This window comes from Marinobacterium sp. xm-d-564 (genome assembly GCF_013283345.1).
Taxonomy (GTDB): Bacteria; Pseudomonadota; Gammaproteobacteria; order Pseudomonadales; family Balneatricaceae; genus Marinobacterium_E.
Genome location: NZ_WBYO01000002.1, coordinates 147,168 through 163,456 on the forward strand (window position 1 = coordinate 147,168; position 16,289 = coordinate 163,456).

Sequence of the window (16,289 nt, forward strand, 5' to 3'; positions counted from 1 at the left end):
TTGAGGAATAGATGATGAGTGAAATGCAAGATTACGCATCAAGCCTGAGTGATGTGAATAGCCGTAAATTCGAGACATTCTCTTACCTGCCTGAGATGAATGCTGAACAAATTCGAAAGCAAGTTGAGTACATCGTGTCTAAAGGATGGAACCCGGCGATAGAGCATACAGAGCCAGAGAATGCGTTCGATCACTACTGGTACATGTGGAAGTTGCCACTGTTCGGTGAGACCGACGTTGATCGAGTTCTGAATGAGGCTGAAGCTTGCCACCAAGCCCACCCTAATAACCACGTTAGGTTGGTCGGTTATGACAACTATGCTCAGTCAAAAGGTGCTGAGATGGTGGTTTACCGAGGCAACCCAGTATAACGCTATAGATACCCCCTCTAATGAGGGGGTTTTGCTCTCAATGGATACAAAAGGTAAGAGTATGAGTGCAGTGAATACGGATCAATACATTATCAAGGACGAACCCTTTTATAAGGCGGTAGGCAATGAGGTCGATATGTATCAAGCCGCCTATGCAAGACGTATGCCGGTGATGCTCAAAGGGCCAACGGGATGCGGCAAATCAAGATTTGTGGAGTATATGGCCTGGAAACTGAAGCGTCCTCTGATTACGGTTGCCTGTAACGAAGATATGACGGCCTCAGATCTGGTTGGACGTTTTTTGCTCGATAAGGACGGTACCCATTGGCAGGATGGTCCATTAGCGACAGCTGCCAGAATAGGGGCAATTTGTTACTTGGATGAGGTCGTTGAAGCAAGACAAGATACCACCGTTGTGATTCACCCCTTAACTGACCATCGCAGAACACTGCCTTTGGATAAAAAAGGGGAACTGATCGAGGCGCACCCTGATTTTCAATTGGTTATCTCTTATAACCCCGGTTATCAAAGCCTGATGAAAGATCTTAAACAATCCACTAAACAGCGATTTGGTGCGATGAACTTTGACTATCCGAAAGATTATGATGAAGCTGAAATTGTAGATAAAGAGACAGGTGTGGGTCTTGATATCGCCAATAAATTGGTTCAAATAGCCCACCGTGCGAGGAATTTGAAAGGGCACGGCCTTGATGAAGGAATATCAACTCGTTTGCTTGTCTATGCTGGGCAGATGATCGCTGAAGGTGTAGATCCGTTGTCTGCGTGCAAAATGACGTTAGTAACACCGTTGACCGATGATCCAGATATGCGAGAAACCCTAGATGCTGCAGTCAACACATTTTTTGTGAGCTAACAGGGGCAGCACCGATGAGTATCGACATGGACCAGTATCGCCAATCTCTTGAGAGCATCGCTCCAGAAATGAACGATGTTTTAGAGAGTCACTTTCATGAAGCCGCACGAGTGATGTCATCGCCTGCCTTACAAGACTATCTTGAGGGTGCACAGAGTTTGGCGAATCTAGGTCGTGGTAAAGAGCTCGTGATCGCGTTTATTGAATGCATGCCACAGGTCGTGAAAGAGTGTGGTGAGGATGTCATGAGTGACTGTATTCATGCAGCCATGAAACTCGCTTCGATGACCTCTGGTGAAGTCATTACTCTGTTATTGCAATCCCTGCCGATTGCTGCAAATCGTCTTGGTGATCCTGAATTGCTGAGAGGGTACCTTACTCTCATCCATCAATTGTCTGCTAAGGCAGCTCGCGGCCTTAGGCCGATGCTGAATCATATGGATGAGCTGCTATCAAAGCTGACGCTTTCAGGACTTCGACGTTGGGCTAACTTTGGGGCGGATGCTTATCGAAGAGATTTTGTTAATCTAGTCAGTTATTTCGAGCTCAAGACCGCTGATAGTCAAAAAATGCTGCAACAAGAGCGCAAGGGTACGCTGTTTATTGATGCGCAACGCAAATTAAATTTTTACTTAAGGGCTTTATGGGGAAGAGATTTTTTTCTTCGTCCCACCTCGGCAGATTACGAAGACTTTAAACCTTACATTGAACATCATGTTATGCATTTGCCAGATGCGGTTGATGATCTCAACCAGGTGGATGGCGTATCGTTATATCGTGCTCAAGTGGCACACGCTGCTGCTCATTTGAGTTATACGACTGACCGAATGGATGCTAGCGGCCTTAGTCAGGCGCAGATGTTCTTTATCGCATTGATCGAAGATGCCAGGGTTGAGTATTGTGCGATGCAAGACTTTCCTGGACTGCGTTCCACTTGGCAAGCGTTACTGTCAATTGAGCCGGAGGGCCGTGAGGAACACCCAACCTTACAGCGGTTGGGTCAGTTTGCATTGATGCTGATGGATGAAACAGTAAGATCAGACGACCCAGAGTTGAATGAATTATCGGCTAAGTTTCATCATGAAATTTCTGCTAAAAAAGACTCTTCTGAAATCAGCTTTCAGTTAGGACTGGCGCTTTTTGCTCTGTTTGATGACCGTAAAGAGGTGCCCAGTCTACGTATTCTGCAGTCCATGCGCACACCTTATCGTGATGATAATCGTTTTGTTTGGGAGTTTGAGCCTTTCAATCTAGCTGAGCATGGTCTGGAGTATATTCCCGCTTCGCAACGACAGGTAAGAAAGTATGTCAGTGCCGTCGAAATGGCGAATGAGGTGGACTGTGAGCTAGCGGGCGATGATGCCCAAGAAGTTTGGGTATGCGCGACAGAGTTCATGCCTTATGAGGATGCAGGTGAAGCGACCGAGTCTTTTAATGACCGCTGGGGTAAAGAGCCTATTTCAGATCCATACCACTATCAGGAGTGGGATTATCAGGTGCAGTTATACCGACCCGATTGGGCAACGGTGTACGAAAAAAGAGCTCAAAAAGGGGATCCAGAAACGATTGATCGGATCTTTCAAGAACATAAGCCGATAGTGCAGAAAATTAAACAGGTTGTTGATCTTCTCTCACCGGATGGCGTTCAAAGAGAGCGAAATATGGAAGATGGTGATGAGATTGATCTGAATGCGGCCATCGATGCGATGATTGCCATCAGAATGGGTGAACAACCCAACCCCAGAATCACAATGCGTAATGTTGTCAAAAATCGCGATCTTGCAGTGACTGTATTGTTGGACCTATCTGAGTCGACGAATGAGACCATGGAGGGATCTGATAAAAGTGTGCTTGAGTTGACGCGTGAAGCAGCGACGCTGGTTTCAAGCGCGATCAATGGCATCGGTGATCCTTTTTCGATACATGGATTCGCTTCTGATGGTCGACACGATGTTCAATACTTTAAATTTAAAGATTTTAATCAGAGCTTTAATGACGAAGCAAAAAGTCGTCTTGCAGGAATGACGGGAGGGCTGTCAACTCGTATGGGAGCAGCCATGCGACATGCTGGAAGTCTTTTGATGAAACAACCTGAACGCCGCAAGCTGCTCCTGTTGGTCACAGATGGGGAACCAGCTGATATCGATGAGCGTGATCCCCAACACCTTAGGCACGATACCAAGAAAGCTGTCGAAGAGCTGTACAGCCAAGGTGTTTTAACCTATTGCTTAACCTTAGACCCCAATGCTGATAGTTATGTTAAACGAATTTTTGGGGCCAATAACTATACGGTGGTCGATAACGTTGATCGTCTGCCAGAAAAGCTACCCAGCTTATTTGCCAGCCTGACCTGTTAGGAGTCGTTATGCAAAAATCAAAAACATACGTCGGCATTCACAATGACCTTTACGGAGGGATGACCGATACCGGAAAAATCATCAGGGATGCTTGGGCTTTTGGTTTGATTCCGGAAACGGAAAGTTGTGAGGGTTGGTTAGTGCAGGGGCTGGAGACACTCTGGCGTCAGGTCAATGATGAGTGGGAGAATTATGGATTTTCTGTCAGTCAGTTGCCAGATGAGATCCGAGTGCGTTACCTACATATTCAAGAACAAGCCATTGTTCATGCAAAATCAAAGGGGTGGGACGCGGATAGAGATTTGATGGCAGATTAACTTTTATTTAGTAAGCCTCGATGTAAAAGCATCGGGGCTTTTTTACGTCGGTTGTTAGTTAAGTGATTTCTTAATCCTAATATAACCTCATTTTAATTGCGCTTACTTAGCACACTGAATACTCTTAGTTAATAGAAAATAAACATAAGAATATAACTGAAGGTATTAAATGGCACTTAAAGCGTTAATTTTTGATGTCGACGGTACATTGGCAGACACCGAAATGGCGCATATGGCTGCTTTCAACTATGCCTTTGAAACAGCGGGCCTCACTTGGTTATGGGATTTAGAGACCTATACAGAGCTGCTTGAAGTCTCGGGCGGCAAAGAGCGAATTCGTCACTACTGGAACCAACGGCCTGATCGAGGTGTTCAAGTCAGCGAAGAGCGCATCGACTCAATCATTCCAGAGCTGCATGCCACTAAAACTGCTCGTTATGAAGAGATGGTTGCTTGCGGAGAGGTTGCGATGCGCCCTGGTGTTTTAGAGCTAATTAAAGCGGCGAAGTCTGCTGGTTTAAAGCTAGCCATCGCCACAACGACCAGTCCAGCCAATATAGAAGCACTGCTCTCTCACGCCATGGGCGATGACTGGCAGGAGACGTTCACCGTTGTCGAAAACGCAGAAACTGCCCCGAATAAAAAACCAGATCCTAGTGTCTACCTTCAAGCATTGGAGCGTCTTGGTGTCTCATCGGCAGAGGCAATAGCTATTGAAGATACCAACAATGGGTTAAGAGCCGCTAAAGGCGCCGAATTGGCTACTGTAATAACCCCTAATGAGTTTTCCAAGCACCATGATTTCACAGGGGCTGACTTAATTGTTCCCTCATTAAGCGATGTGAATTTAGAGCAGTTGTCTCGACTGATCGCTTAACAATACCGATTTTCAAAAATAATAAGAGGCAACTGATATGCCATTTAGAACCAATAGAACGACCTTAACTCAATACCTAATTGAAGAGCGTCGTCGTTACCCAAGTGCCAGCGGTGATTTTAACGCCTTGATTTTGGATGTGGCGATGGCCTGTAAGCAGATCGCGAAAGCCGTAGCCTATGGTGAATTAGCGGGCCTGCATGGTGAGCACAATGAAGATGCTGGCGGCAGTATCAATGTCCAGGGTGAGGCTCAGAAAAAACTGGATGTACTCAGTAATGACATTTTCATCAAGACGACAGAGTGGGGCGGACATCTTCTTGGTATGGCCTCAGAAGAGATGGATGAGGCACTGGATATCCCAGAGGGGAATCCGAAAGGACGCTACCTGATTGTATTTGATCCACTCGACGGTTCATCGAATATTGATGTGAACGTCTCGGTGGGCAGTATTTTCTCGATTCTTCGTGCACCGGATGATGCAACAGCGCCTATTCAAGAAGAGGTATTTCTTCAGCCCGGATCACAACAGGTGGCGGCGGGATACGCGCTTTATGGTCCTTCAACCATGCTGATTCTTACGGTGGGTAACGGTGTAGTTGGTTTTACTCTGGATCCCGCTTTAGGTGAGTTTATGTTGACTCACCCAAGTATCACCATACCTGAGGATACTCAGGAGTTTGCGATCAATACCTCTAATAGCCGTTTCTGGGAAGCGCCCGTTAAACGTTATGTCGATGAGTGTCTTGCGGGATCGACGGGTCCGCGCGGTAAAGACTTCAACATGCGTTGGATCGCTTCGATGGTCGCGGAGGCGCACCGTATCCTAATGCGTGGCGGTGTATTCATGTACCCACGTGATACTAAAGATCCTAGCAAAGCCGGTAAGTTACGACTGCTGTATGAGGCGAATCCTGTCGGCATGATTATCGAGCAGGCCGGTGGCCGTGCCAGTACTGGCAGCTACCCAATGTTGGATGTGAAACCGACCGAGCTTCACCAACGCATAGGTTTGGTGTTTGGTTCTAAAAACGAGGTCGAGCGCATCGAGCGTTACCACAACGAACCGATTGAAGAGAAAGGCGAAGATATGCCGCTCTTTGCTGAACGCAGTCTATTCCGCGATTAAGTTACTGGACCTGGAGAAACATTATGTCAGAACGTCACCCAATTATTGCGATTACCGGCTCATCAGGTGCAGGTACTTCAACCGTTACTCGGACATTCTCTAATATCTTTCGCCGTGAAAATGTTAAAGCCGCGATTGTCGAAGGCGATAGTTTCCACCGTTACGATCGTACTGAGATGAAGAAGCAGTTGGCGCAAGCCGATGCAGCGGGCAATAAACATCTCAGCCACTTTGGTCCAGAGAACAACCTATTTGATGAGCTCGAAGGTCTGTTTAAAAGCTACTCTGAAACGGGTACCGGTAAAAAACGCCTCTACTTGCACAACCAAGATGAGGCTGAGCCTTACGGACAAGAGCCAGGCACCTTTACCCCTTGGGAAGAGATCGATAAAGATACCGATATACTTTTCTATGAAGGCCTGCACGGCGCGGTGAAAACTGAACAGAACGATATAGCCCAGTACCCAGATCTACGTATCGGTGTGGTTCCCGTCATCAACCTTGAGTGGACTCAGAAGCTTTGGCGCGATAAGAATCAGCGTGGTTACAGTGCTGAAGCGGTAACGGATACGATTCTGCGTCGCATGCCTGATTACATTAACTACATCTGCCCTCAATTTGAACATACGCATGTGAACTTCCAACGCGTACCGATGGTAGACACTTCTAACCCTTTCATCGCTAGGGACATCCCTTCTGCCGATGAGAGCATGGTGATCATCCGCTTTGCTAATCCTAAGGGGATCGACTTTCAGTATCTCTTGAACATGATTGGCAATAGCTTCATGTCACGTGCCAATACCATTGTTGTCCCTGGTGGCAAGATGGAGCTTGCAATGCAGTTGATCTTCACACCGTTTGTATGGCGCATGATGGAACGTCGTAATCGTGCCTTGGGTCGTGGTTAAGGCCGTCGCTAACTAGGAGCAACAGATGAACAGAACAGCACCGAATGCCGCTATGGCAAATGAGATGGCCAATGCGATTCGCTTTCTAGCGATCGATGCCGTCGAAGCCGCAAAATCGGGACACCCAGGTGCACCGATGGGTATGGCAGAAATTGCAGAGGTTCTTTGGAACCGTCACTTGAAACACAGTCCAGCCAATCCACACTGGCCAGATCGCGACCGTTTTGTTCTCTCTAATGGTCACGGTTCAATGTTGATCTATGCACTGCTGCATTTAACGGGATACGATCTTCCAATCGATGAACTTAAACAGTTCCGCCAACTGCACTCTAAGACACCAGGTCACCCTGAAGTGGGCGTTACAGCGGGTGTGGAGACTACGACGGGTCCATTAGGCCAGGGTATCTCGAATGCTGTCGGTTTGGCACTTGCCGAGAAGATGTTGGCGGCAGAGTTTAATGAATCAGGGCACACTATAGTGGACCATTTCACCTACTGTTTCTTGGGTGATGGCTGCATGATGGAGGGGATCAGTCACGAGGTCTGCTCACTGGCTGGGACCCTAAGAACGTCTAAGCTCATCGCGATCTACGACGACAACGGTATCTCGATTGATGGCCACGTCGAAGGGTGGTTTGCTGATGATACGCCGGCACGTTTTGAAGCTTATGGCTGGAATGTGATTCGTGATGTAAACGGTCATGATGCGTCAGCTGTCGATGCAGCGATTCGTGCAGCCAAAGCTCAAGCGGTCTTAGCTGATGGCAAACCGACACTGATCTGTACTAAAACCGAGATAGGTAAAGGGTCGCCCAATAAGGTCGGTACACACGACGTTCATGGTGCCGCACTGGGTGCTGACGAGGTCGCTGCGACACGCGCTGCACTGAATTGGAATCATGCGCCATTTGAGATTCCTAGCGACGTGAAGAGCGCTTGGGACTGCACCGATTCAGGCAGAGCAGAAGAGGCGGAATGGGATATTCGTTTTGCTGAGTACGCTAAAGCATTCCCAGAAAAAGCCGCAGAATTCAGACGTCGTATGATCGGTGAATTGAGCGATGAGTATCAATCTAAGATTGCCGATGTCATGGCTCAGATTGCTGCAGCAGAAGGGGACGTAGCGACTCGTAAAGCGAGTCAAAATGCACTAGATGCTATCGCACCTCTTGTTCCAGAGTTTTTTGGCGGCAGTGCTGATTTGACCGGTTCGAACCTGACTAACTTCAAAACAGCCACCTATGCAGGCCGAGATACTTGGGGTAACCACCTCTCTTACGGTGTTCGTGAGTTTGGTATGGCTGCGATTATGAATGGTATGGCACTGCATGGTGGCTACCTACCTTATGGTGGTACCTTCCTCACGTTTAGCGATTACTCTCGTAATGCGATTCGAATGGCTGCACTGATGAAACAGCGTGTGGTTCATGTCTTTACTCATGACTCCATTGGTCTGGGTGAAGATGGCCCAACACACCAAAGTATCGAGCACGTTCCAAGCTTGCGCATCATCCCAGGCCTTGATGTCTGGCGTCCTTGTGATGCCCTTGAAACGGCAACGGCCTGGGCGCACTCGGTTGAGCGACAGGATGGTCCCTCTGCTCTAGCGCTGTCACGACAGGGGATGCCTAAATTACTGAAGGCGGCCTCTGATGCAGATAAGGTTCGCAAAGGTGGCTACATCCTCTCTGATATGGCCAGTCCACAAGCGGTGATCATGGCAACCGGTTCTGAAGTGCAATTGGCGTTGCAGGCTCAAGAGACTCTAGCGGCTGAGGGTATCTCAACTCGCGTTGTCTCAATGCCTTGTACCAATCTGTTTGATCGCCAATCTGAAGATTACCAAGAGCAGACGATTCCATCGGATCTTCCGGCTGTTGCAGTGGAAGCTGCGCATACCGATTTCTGGCGCAAATATGTGGGCAGAAAAGGCGGTGTTGTAGGTATCGACAGCTTTGGTGATTCAGCACCGGCTCCTGTTCTCTATGAGTACTTCGGCATTACTGCTAACGCAGTTGCTGATGCTGTTCGCCAGCGAGTTTAGGGGTAACAGAAATGTATAAAGCGATGTTATTTGATCTTGACGGTACCTTAGTCGAGACGGCGCCGGAGATCTATGATGCCACCAATGCCACTTTAGAAGAGTGTGGTTATGCAAGGGTGACTCAAGAACAGGTCAACTCGTGGATAGGGCACGGCACACGTGCGCTGTTGATTAAAGCCCTGGCTTACATCCACAACCAATCCATTGAAGAGATTGAGTCTGGACCTATTTTGGCAGGCGCACTACCTGTCTTTGATAAGCACTATCAACGCTGCTGCGGTACCACCAGTTACCTCTATCCACATGTTTTAGAGGTGGTTAAAAAGCTTGGGTCTGAAGGGGTCAAGTTGGCAGTGGTTACCAATAAAGAGAGCCGATACACCGATCGTGTGTTAGCGGCTCACGGCTTAACGGAACTCTTCGATATTGTAGTCAGCGGCGACAGTTTTCCAGTGAAGAAGCCTGACCCAACGTCAATTTTAGACTGCCTTGAGCAGTGGCAAATCTCAGCAGAGGATGCACTGTTTGTGGGTGACTCCTCGATCGATGCGGCCACGGCGCGTAATGCAGGCATTGATGTTTGGTTACTTCCTTACGGTTACAACATGGGTGAACCGATTGAGTCGGCTAACCCCGATCGCGTCATTCAAGACTTTTCAGAGTTGGTGGATTAACCCATCAATTCAATAACTTAATCGACTCTTCGGAGGTAAATAATGGCACTTGTATCCCTACGTCAGGTACTTGATCACGCCGCAGAGAATAGCTACGGTGTTCCTGCGTTTAACGTTAACAACCTTGAGCAGGTGCAAGCGATCATGCAAGCAGCGCAGGCAACAGACAGTCCTGTGATTCTGCAGACATCTGCTGGCGCTCGCACCTACGCCGGTGAGGCTTATCTTCGCCATCTCATTTTGGCGGCTATCGAGACACACCCGGATCTTCCAGTCGTTCTGCATCAGGATCACGGTGCATCACCTGCAGTCTGTATGCAGTCGATCCGCTCTGGTTTCTCCAGTGTCATGATGGATGGTTCGTTGATGAGCGATGGTAAAACGCCATCCACCTACGAATACAACGTCGATGTCACTCGACAAGTCTGTGAAATGGCGCATGTTGTCGGTGTATCGGTTGAAGGTGAACTGGGCTGTCTTGGTTCGCTAGAGACAGGCGAAGCCGGTGAAGAGGATGGTCAGGGTGCTGAGGGTATTTTGAGCCATGATCAAATGCTGACCGACCCTGATGAAGCTAAAGACTTTGTTGAGAAAACTGGCGTCGATGCCCTAGCAATTGCGATTGGTACCAGCCACGGTGCGTACAAATTTACACGCCCACCGACGGGCGATATTCTCGCAATTGATCGTGTCGCGGCGATTCATAAAGCAATCCCGAACACCCATCTGGTGATGCACGGTAGTTCCAGCGTGCCACAGGAGTGGTTAGCGATCATTCGTGAGTTTGGTGGCGAGTTGAAACCGACCTACGGTGTCCCTGTAGAGGAGATCGTTAAAGGGATTCAAAACGGTGTTCGTAAGGTCAACATTGATACCGACATTCGCTTGGCAATGACCGGTGCTATGCGCCGTATGATGGCCGAGAAGAAGAGCGAGTTTGACCCACGTAAATTCCTAGCCGCAGCCCGCGATGCAGCCTCAGGTATCGTCAAAGATCGTTTCGAAGCCTTCGGCTGTGCCGGACAGGGCAGTAAGATCAAACCGATCTCAATGGATGACATGGCGGGTCGATACTAATCGACCCAAGATCCATTCAAAACGTTGGAGCGGTCTTGAAAAGGCCGCGATATCTCCTAAGATCAAAAGCATTTCTATCCGACTGGCGTCGGCTAGCCTTCTTCTTTGTGTGAGCGGTATTGACGGTGACTGCCCTTCAGCCTGTCATCCGCCGTGAGAATTTAATGCCTATCTGGAAAACACCGAAAAAGCAGATGACAGGCTGAAGCCAGTCACTGTTGCTTTCAGATAAACTCTAATGAATACCAATCGCGGCCTTTACAAGACCGCTCCAACAATCACTCAACGCCAAACGCAACCATCTCAGCCTCTGCACAGAGCGTTTCATTGGCAGATAAGGTCAACTTAACTCGCACTTTACGTCCCTCGATGGATAGCAGCTCGCCATGCAGTTCTAACTCCACGCCCATTGGAGTGGGAGTGATGTATTTAATATTTAATTGACCTGTAACGTGGCGTTGAATTTTTGCATCTTGTTCAAGTGAATCATGCTTCTGCAGGTAGCTTAACGCGGCCGCTGATGCAGTGCCATGACAGTCGAGTAGGGAGGCGACCGCGCCGCCGTAGAGGTGTCCAGGAACGCCGCCACTGTATTTGTTCTCTGGCGTGAAGCGAGCTAGGGTTGTGTCACCTGTTACATAACTTTTCAGGTGCCATCCATCCGCGTTTGATCGACCGCAGCCGAAACAGTGGCTATGGCTCTCTGGATAGAGATCTTGAATGGCTTGGTTCATTGAGACTCCTTCTCACATCTTTGAATAGAGAATAGCAATTATCTTATCTAGGTTGATACATACTGATGGAAAAGTTGTGCTCTAATAAGCCATCCCCGATGTAAGAGAGTTATTATGAAGCTTTTCCAATATGATCATTGTCCATTCTGCGTCCGTGCTGACATGGTCGCTAAATACAAACAGGTTAATTTTGAGTCGGTCTATTTGCTGAATGACGATGCCGACAGTTGTATTGAGCGTGTTGGCAAAAAAATGGTGCCGATTTTAGAGATTGATGGCCAATCTATGGGCGAAAGTCTGGATATCGCTCATAAGTTGGATGAGTTAGGCAAGGCTGATCAGGTAATAGTCGAAGGTGGTGATTCTGATCGTTTCACACAACCACTGATGTCAGTAAATCGCGCGATTTTCTCACTGCTTTTTCCTCGCAATGTACAGATCGGTTTGCCTGAGTTTGAAACTCGATCGGCAATTGATTTTTATCGCGTAAACAAGGAAGCAATGATTGAGTGCAGTTTTGAGCAAGCTCTGGATAATACAGCTGAACACCAAGCCCTTGTAGAGCAGGTCTTAAATGATTTGCCTAAGCTGATTAAGCCTTCGGATAGAGGTGGGCAGCTTAGCTGGGATGACGTTATGATTTTTCCAATGCTTCGCAATTTAACCGTAATCAAAGACCTGAAGATGCCCACGCAGGTTGTAGATTACATCAATGAAGTAGCACAACTGACCAATGTTGAGCTCTACACAGACAGGGCCATCTAAGGGAAGAAAAAAGAAAGAGAGGGGAAAGGGCTTCACCCTCTCAAAGGGGTGTTTACAACAGCTGGGTTCATAATAGTGTGCAAAGCTGACATTTAGCTGATGGCTAAAATTTTTCACAAGGACGTTAGATGACACAGTTTGCGCGTTACTATCAGCGTTATTCACAAGCTCGACTAAAAGCACTGATTATCCTCAGTCTAGCGATTCTGCAGTTTCCTTTAGCCGTGTCGGCATCTCTGGTCGCACTACCTGCCATTGCTCAAGACCTTCAAGTCAATGCGGTATTGATCAGTTGGATACCGGCCATCTTCCTTCTGGTGAGTTTGATCTCCCAACTGCCAGGCGGTCGTCTATCGGATCTCATTGGTCTTAAAAAGGCTTTTCTCATCAGTTGTGGTCTTTTTGCGTTGGGTGGCGCCATGGCGGCTTTTGCGCCCAATATTGAAATACTGTTAGCAGGGCGTGTGGTACAGGGGGCTGCCGGGGCTATCCTAGCCAGCGCGGGTATGGCCATGATCTCCCGTATCTACGCAGCAGGTGGACGAGGGGCCGCTTTGGGTTGGATGACATCAGCCGTCTATCTCGGCATGACTGCAGGCCCGCTAATAGGTGGCTGGTTGGTCGATCTGTTTGGCTGGCGATCTGTGTTTATGTTGCCGGTACCGATATTGCTAGGGGTCATTTTATCGATTCGACTGTTTATTCCGGGTGAATGGAAAAGCAGTGAAAAGCATAAGATCGACTGGGTCGGTACAGCCATTTTCTCAGCCGCCATTGCAGCTCTCTATTTTGGCAGTACTCGCCTGATTGAACTCAACGGTTGGTTGCTTGCACTCTTAGGAGTAGGTCTGGGTTATCTCTTCATCAAATGGTCTGGCAAACAGGCATTTCCACTGGTGAGAATCGACTTGATGATGAAGAATAAAACCTTCATCAACTCTGCAACCGCGGCCATGTTTATGTACGCCAGCCAGTACGGCATTGTCCTGATTTTGTCACTTTATCTGCAATACAACCGCCAACTGTCGCCAACGGATACTGGGCAGCTGATGATGCTTCAAGCGTTGATGATGACGATCATCGCGCCTCTGGCAGGACGCGTCTCTGATCGAATAGGGCACCGTCTACTGGCGACAGGAGGAAGTTTGTCCATAGCCCTTGGCTTACTGGCGTTAGCGTTGATGAATCACGAGACACCACTTTGGGTGATCGGGCTCTGTATAATGGTGATTGGAACGGGCCATGGCATGTTCTCTACCCCAAACAACTCCGCCGCACTGGCAACACTCCCTGCAGAGAGAATGGGTATAGGCTCTGCAATCCTCAGCCTATCAAGACAGAGTGGCCAGTTGATTGGAATGGCGGTGATTACCTTGTTACTAGGACTCTACTTCGCAGGCGCCGCAATAGGGGAGTCTGATCCACAGCTTTTAGAGAGCGTCACAACCAATGCCCTGACAGTATCATTGTTAACCGCACTGCTAGCGGCTTGGTTCTCGTGGAGAAAGGTTTAAATTGAAGCGGGTGACAGGCTAAAGCCTGTCATCCGGTCGTGAACTTACCGACTCTCTGGAAAACTCTGAAAGAGTGGATGTCAGGCTAAAGCCAGACACCGGTGCTAATAGCTAAATTCATATGAGCACCCATCGCGGCCTTTTCAAGACCGCTCCAACAGTGCCAGATTCGAATCTTGTGCCGATTTGTCCCCGTCCGACTGAGAACGAGCACGGTGCTCTTTTTCGTTAAGACGTTGAAAGGAACGAGTCCCGGATGGGCGAGAGTTTCAGCGCCTGCACGGAGCAGGCTCTGAAATGTGCCTTTCGATGTTAGAAAAAGAGTATCGCGCGCAGTGTGCCGAAGGCCGAAGGAGCGGGGTGTGTTTTCTTGCTTCTTCTTTGCTCATACAAAGAAGAAGGCTAGCCGACGCCAGTCGGATAGAAACGCTTTTGATCTTATTGAAAATTATCCAGCCCTTTTAGAATCAACATTCACGTGTGCCTAGCCACGCTTTATGTTACTGTGCGCGCCTTAATATTTTGAGTGTCCTCATGTCTTTCGAATCTCTTGGCCTTTCGGCTCCTCTTACCCGTGCAATAGCTGAAAAGGGCTATTCAGAAGCGACTCCTATTCAACGCGAAGGCATACCTGCCGTGATGTCCGGTAAGGACGTTATGGCGGCTGCGCAAACGGGAACAGGTAAAACGGCTAGCTTTATTCTGCCTCTGCTCGAGAGATTACAATCCGGCCCTAAGGTAAAGAGCAACAATGTTCGTTCATTAGTGCTGACACCAACACGCGAACTGGCGGCTCAGATCCAAGACAATGCTGAGTTCTATGGCAAATACACCGACCTCAAAAGCAATGTGGTTTTTGGTGGGGTTAAGATCAACCCACAGATGCAAAAGCTTCGCTCGGGTACGGATATATTGATAGCGACACCGGGTCGCCTTTTGGATCTTTACTCGCAGAATGCAGTTCGTTTTGATCAACTTGAAGTGCTGGTATTAGATGAAGCGGATCGCATGCTCGACATGGGCTTTATTCGTGACATTCGCAAGATCCTTAACCTGCTGCCTAAGCAGCGTCAAAACCTTATGTTCTCTGCGACCTTCTCCCCAGAGATCAAAGAGCTGGCGCACGACATCGTCAACAACCCTGTCGAGGTCTCGGTTTCACCAGAAAATGCGACCGCCCACACCGTTGAGCAGTGGGTCATTGGGGTCGATAAGAAGAGCAAGACAGCGGCTCTCATCGATTTGATCAAGACTAACAACTGGTTTCAGGTATTGGTCTTCAGCCGAACTAAGCATGGTGCCAACCGTCTAGTCGTTCAGCTGGATAAGGCGGGTATTACGGCAGCTGCTATCCATGGCAATAAGAGTCAGGGTGCTCGCACGCGTGCATTGCAGGCCTTTAAACAGGGTGATATTCAGATCCTTGTAGCTACCGACATTGCAGCACGCGGTATCGATATCAAAGAGCTGCCTCACGTGATTAACTTTGATCTTCCCAACGTGGCTGAAGATTATGTACACCGTATTGGCCGCACCGGTCGTGCCGGCAGTGTGGGTCAGGCGGTATCACTGGTCTCTATTGATGAGTTTGATCAGCTTCGAGCGATCGAGCGCTTGACGCAAAAGCTTCTCGAACGTCGCGACTTGAAGGGGTTTGCTCCAAACAATCCACTGCCAGAGTCTAAGCTACAACCGCCGTTGAAACCGAAAAAACCTAAAAAACCTAAGAAACCAAAGCAGAAAGCGGAGGGTGCATCTGCACAACCAGCACCGCGTCAAAATCAACCAAGACGCAATAGACCGGCTGATGGAACACCCAAACGTAAACCTCGCCGTTTTGGTGGTAATCGCAAAAAGCCAGTTAACCGCGATCTGTAATCTGTTTTAATCGACAGATTATCCGGTCATCCGCTTTGAGAAGTGTTTCGTATCTTCTTACATGAAAGAGACACTCTACTACGATGGAAAATGTTCGCTCTGTGTTGCCGAGATGGATAAGTTGGCAGTCATTAAGGGCGAACAGTTAGAACTCCAAGATATCCATGAGGTATCGGATCAACTGACAGAAGAAGAACGCATTAACATGCTCAAGGTTCTTCATCTGCAGCGTGGTGAACAGTGGGTAACTGGAATCGACGCGAACATAGCCGCTTGGCAACATACCCGCTGGGGCTGGATTTGGCGCATCCTTGGTTGGCCAATCATCAAGCCCATAGCCAATCTGGCTTATAAGCGCTGGGCACGTTGGCGATACGATCGACTCTATACTAAATAAAGATGCTTGATTAGACTGTCGACATTCTCACACTTTATAGGCCATCAGCGTGTTTATTGAACTTACCGATCTCTTTCTCCTGACTCTAGTCGCTGGTGTTATCTATGTTTGGTACAAAGGCCTAGCCGTTAGAGAGCGCGCACTGAAAGCGGTTGAGAGTTACTGCAACAAGTTGGATCTACAGTTGTTGGACCAAAATGTCTCTTTGCGTGCGCTTTGGCTAAAACGCGATGATAGAGGTCGCTTGGCACCCTGGCGTCGATATCAGTTTGAGTTCACCACGACCGGCGATCAGCGCTACCGTGGCCAAGTGATTCTGCTTGGCAATCGTCTAGAGAGCATTACCTCAGAGGCTCATAAGTTTGAGGATTAG

At 48.4% G+C, this 16,289-nt stretch carries 16 protein-coding genes; 15 read left to right on the top strand and 1 reads right to left on the bottom strand.

From position 1 onward, the window contains the following. The first annotated feature begins 14 nt into the window (after positions 1–14). From XMD564_RS02995 to fba, 10 genes are all read left to right on the top strand, one after another. Positions 15–371, top strand: a complete 357-nt coding sequence (locus XMD564_RS02995) for a ribulose bisphosphate carboxylase small subunit (RefSeq protein WP_173481520.1) — start codon at positions 15–17, stop codon at positions 369–371. Between the two features lie 40 nt (positions 372–411). Continuing rightward, the gene (locus XMD564_RS03000; protein WP_254442905.1) at positions 412–1,245 is read left to right on the top strand and encodes a CbbQ/NirQ/NorQ/GpvN family protein; all 834 of its coding nucleotides are present in this window, start codon (positions 412–414) and stop codon (positions 1,243–1,245) included. 14 nt (positions 1,246–1,259) lie between these two features. Beyond that, positions 1,260–3,602, top strand: a complete 2,343-nt coding sequence (locus XMD564_RS03005) for a nitric oxide reductase activation protein NorD (protein ID WP_173507772.1) — start codon at positions 1,260–1,262, stop codon at positions 3,600–3,602. A gap of 8 nt (positions 3,603–3,610) precedes the next feature. After that, positions 3,611–3,919, top strand: coding sequence for a hypothetical protein (locus XMD564_RS03010; RefSeq protein ID WP_173481517.1), 309 nt, complete (start codon positions 3,611–3,613; stop codon positions 3,917–3,919). Between the two features lie 169 nt (positions 3,920–4,088). Continuing rightward, complete coding sequence (locus tag XMD564_RS03015) at positions 4,089–4,796, top strand: HAD-IA family hydrolase (RefSeq protein ID WP_173507773.1); 708 nt, start codon at positions 4,089–4,091, stop codon at positions 4,794–4,796. Positions 4,797–4,833: 37 nt separating this feature from the next. Beyond that, positions 4,834–5,925: a class 1 fructose-bisphosphatase gene (locus XMD564_RS03020; RefSeq protein WP_173481515.1), complete on the top strand. Its 1,092-nt coding sequence runs from the start codon at positions 4,834–4,836 to the stop codon at positions 5,923–5,925. A 23-nt stretch (positions 5,926–5,948) separates the two neighbouring features. Further along, entirely contained in the window at positions 5,949–6,833 is an 885-nt protein-coding gene (locus tag XMD564_RS03025) for a phosphoribulokinase (RefSeq protein WP_173481514.1), read from the top strand. A gap of 25 nt (positions 6,834–6,858) precedes the next feature. Further along, positions 6,859–8,877 (top strand): transketolase, encoded by a 2,019-nt coding sequence (tkt, locus tag XMD564_RS03030; RefSeq protein ID WP_173494375.1) that lies wholly within the window; start codon positions 6,859–6,861, stop codon positions 8,875–8,877. Positions 8,878–8,888: 11 nt separating this feature from the next. Then, complete coding sequence (gph, locus tag XMD564_RS03035) at positions 8,889–9,551, top strand: phosphoglycolate phosphatase (protein ID WP_173481512.1); 663 nt, start codon at positions 8,889–8,891, stop codon at positions 9,549–9,551. A 42-nt stretch (positions 9,552–9,593) separates the two neighbouring features. Continuing rightward, positions 9,594–10,628 (top strand): class II fructose-bisphosphate aldolase, encoded by a 1,035-nt coding sequence (gene fba, locus XMD564_RS03040; protein WP_173481511.1) that lies wholly within the window; start codon positions 9,594–9,596, stop codon positions 10,626–10,628. A 278-nt stretch (positions 10,629–10,906) separates the two neighbouring features. On the opposite strand, the gene XMD564_RS03045 is transcribed toward fba, so the two are convergent. Next, positions 10,907–11,362: a PaaI family thioesterase gene (locus tag XMD564_RS03045; RefSeq protein ID WP_173507774.1), complete on the bottom strand. Its 456-nt coding sequence runs from the start codon at positions 11,360–11,362 to the stop codon at positions 10,907–10,909. Positions 11,363–11,476: 114 nt separating this feature from the next. Here XMD564_RS03045 and grxB point away from each other — a divergent pair, with 114 nt between their 5' ends. The 5 genes from grxB to XMD564_RS03070 all read left to right on the top strand — a co-directional run bounded on the left by grxB (position 11,477) and on the right by XMD564_RS03070 (position 16,289). Next, entirely contained in the window at positions 11,477–12,127 is a 651-nt protein-coding gene (gene grxB, locus XMD564_RS03050) for a glutaredoxin 2 (RefSeq protein WP_173507775.1), read from the top strand. A gap of 128 nt (positions 12,128–12,255) precedes the next feature. Beyond that, positions 12,256–13,641 carry an MFS transporter gene (locus XMD564_RS03055; protein ID WP_173495424.1) on the top strand — a complete coding sequence of 462 codons (1,386 nt, stop codon included), beginning with the start codon at positions 12,256–12,258 and terminating at the stop codon, positions 13,639–13,641. 534 nt (positions 13,642–14,175) lie between these two features. Beyond that, positions 14,176–15,519 (top strand): DEAD/DEAH box helicase, encoded by a 1,344-nt coding sequence (locus XMD564_RS03060; RefSeq protein ID WP_173507776.1) that lies wholly within the window; start codon positions 14,176–14,178, stop codon positions 15,517–15,519. Positions 15,520–15,580: 61 nt separating this feature from the next. Continuing rightward, entirely contained in the window at positions 15,581–15,916 is a 336-nt protein-coding gene (locus XMD564_RS03065; protein ID WP_173481506.1) for a thiol-disulfide oxidoreductase DCC family protein, read from the top strand. A 49-nt stretch (positions 15,917–15,965) separates the two neighbouring features. Continuing rightward, positions 15,966–16,289 (top strand): DUF3301 domain-containing protein, encoded by a 324-nt coding sequence (locus tag XMD564_RS03070; protein ID WP_173507777.1) that lies wholly within the window; start codon positions 15,966–15,968, stop codon positions 16,287–16,289.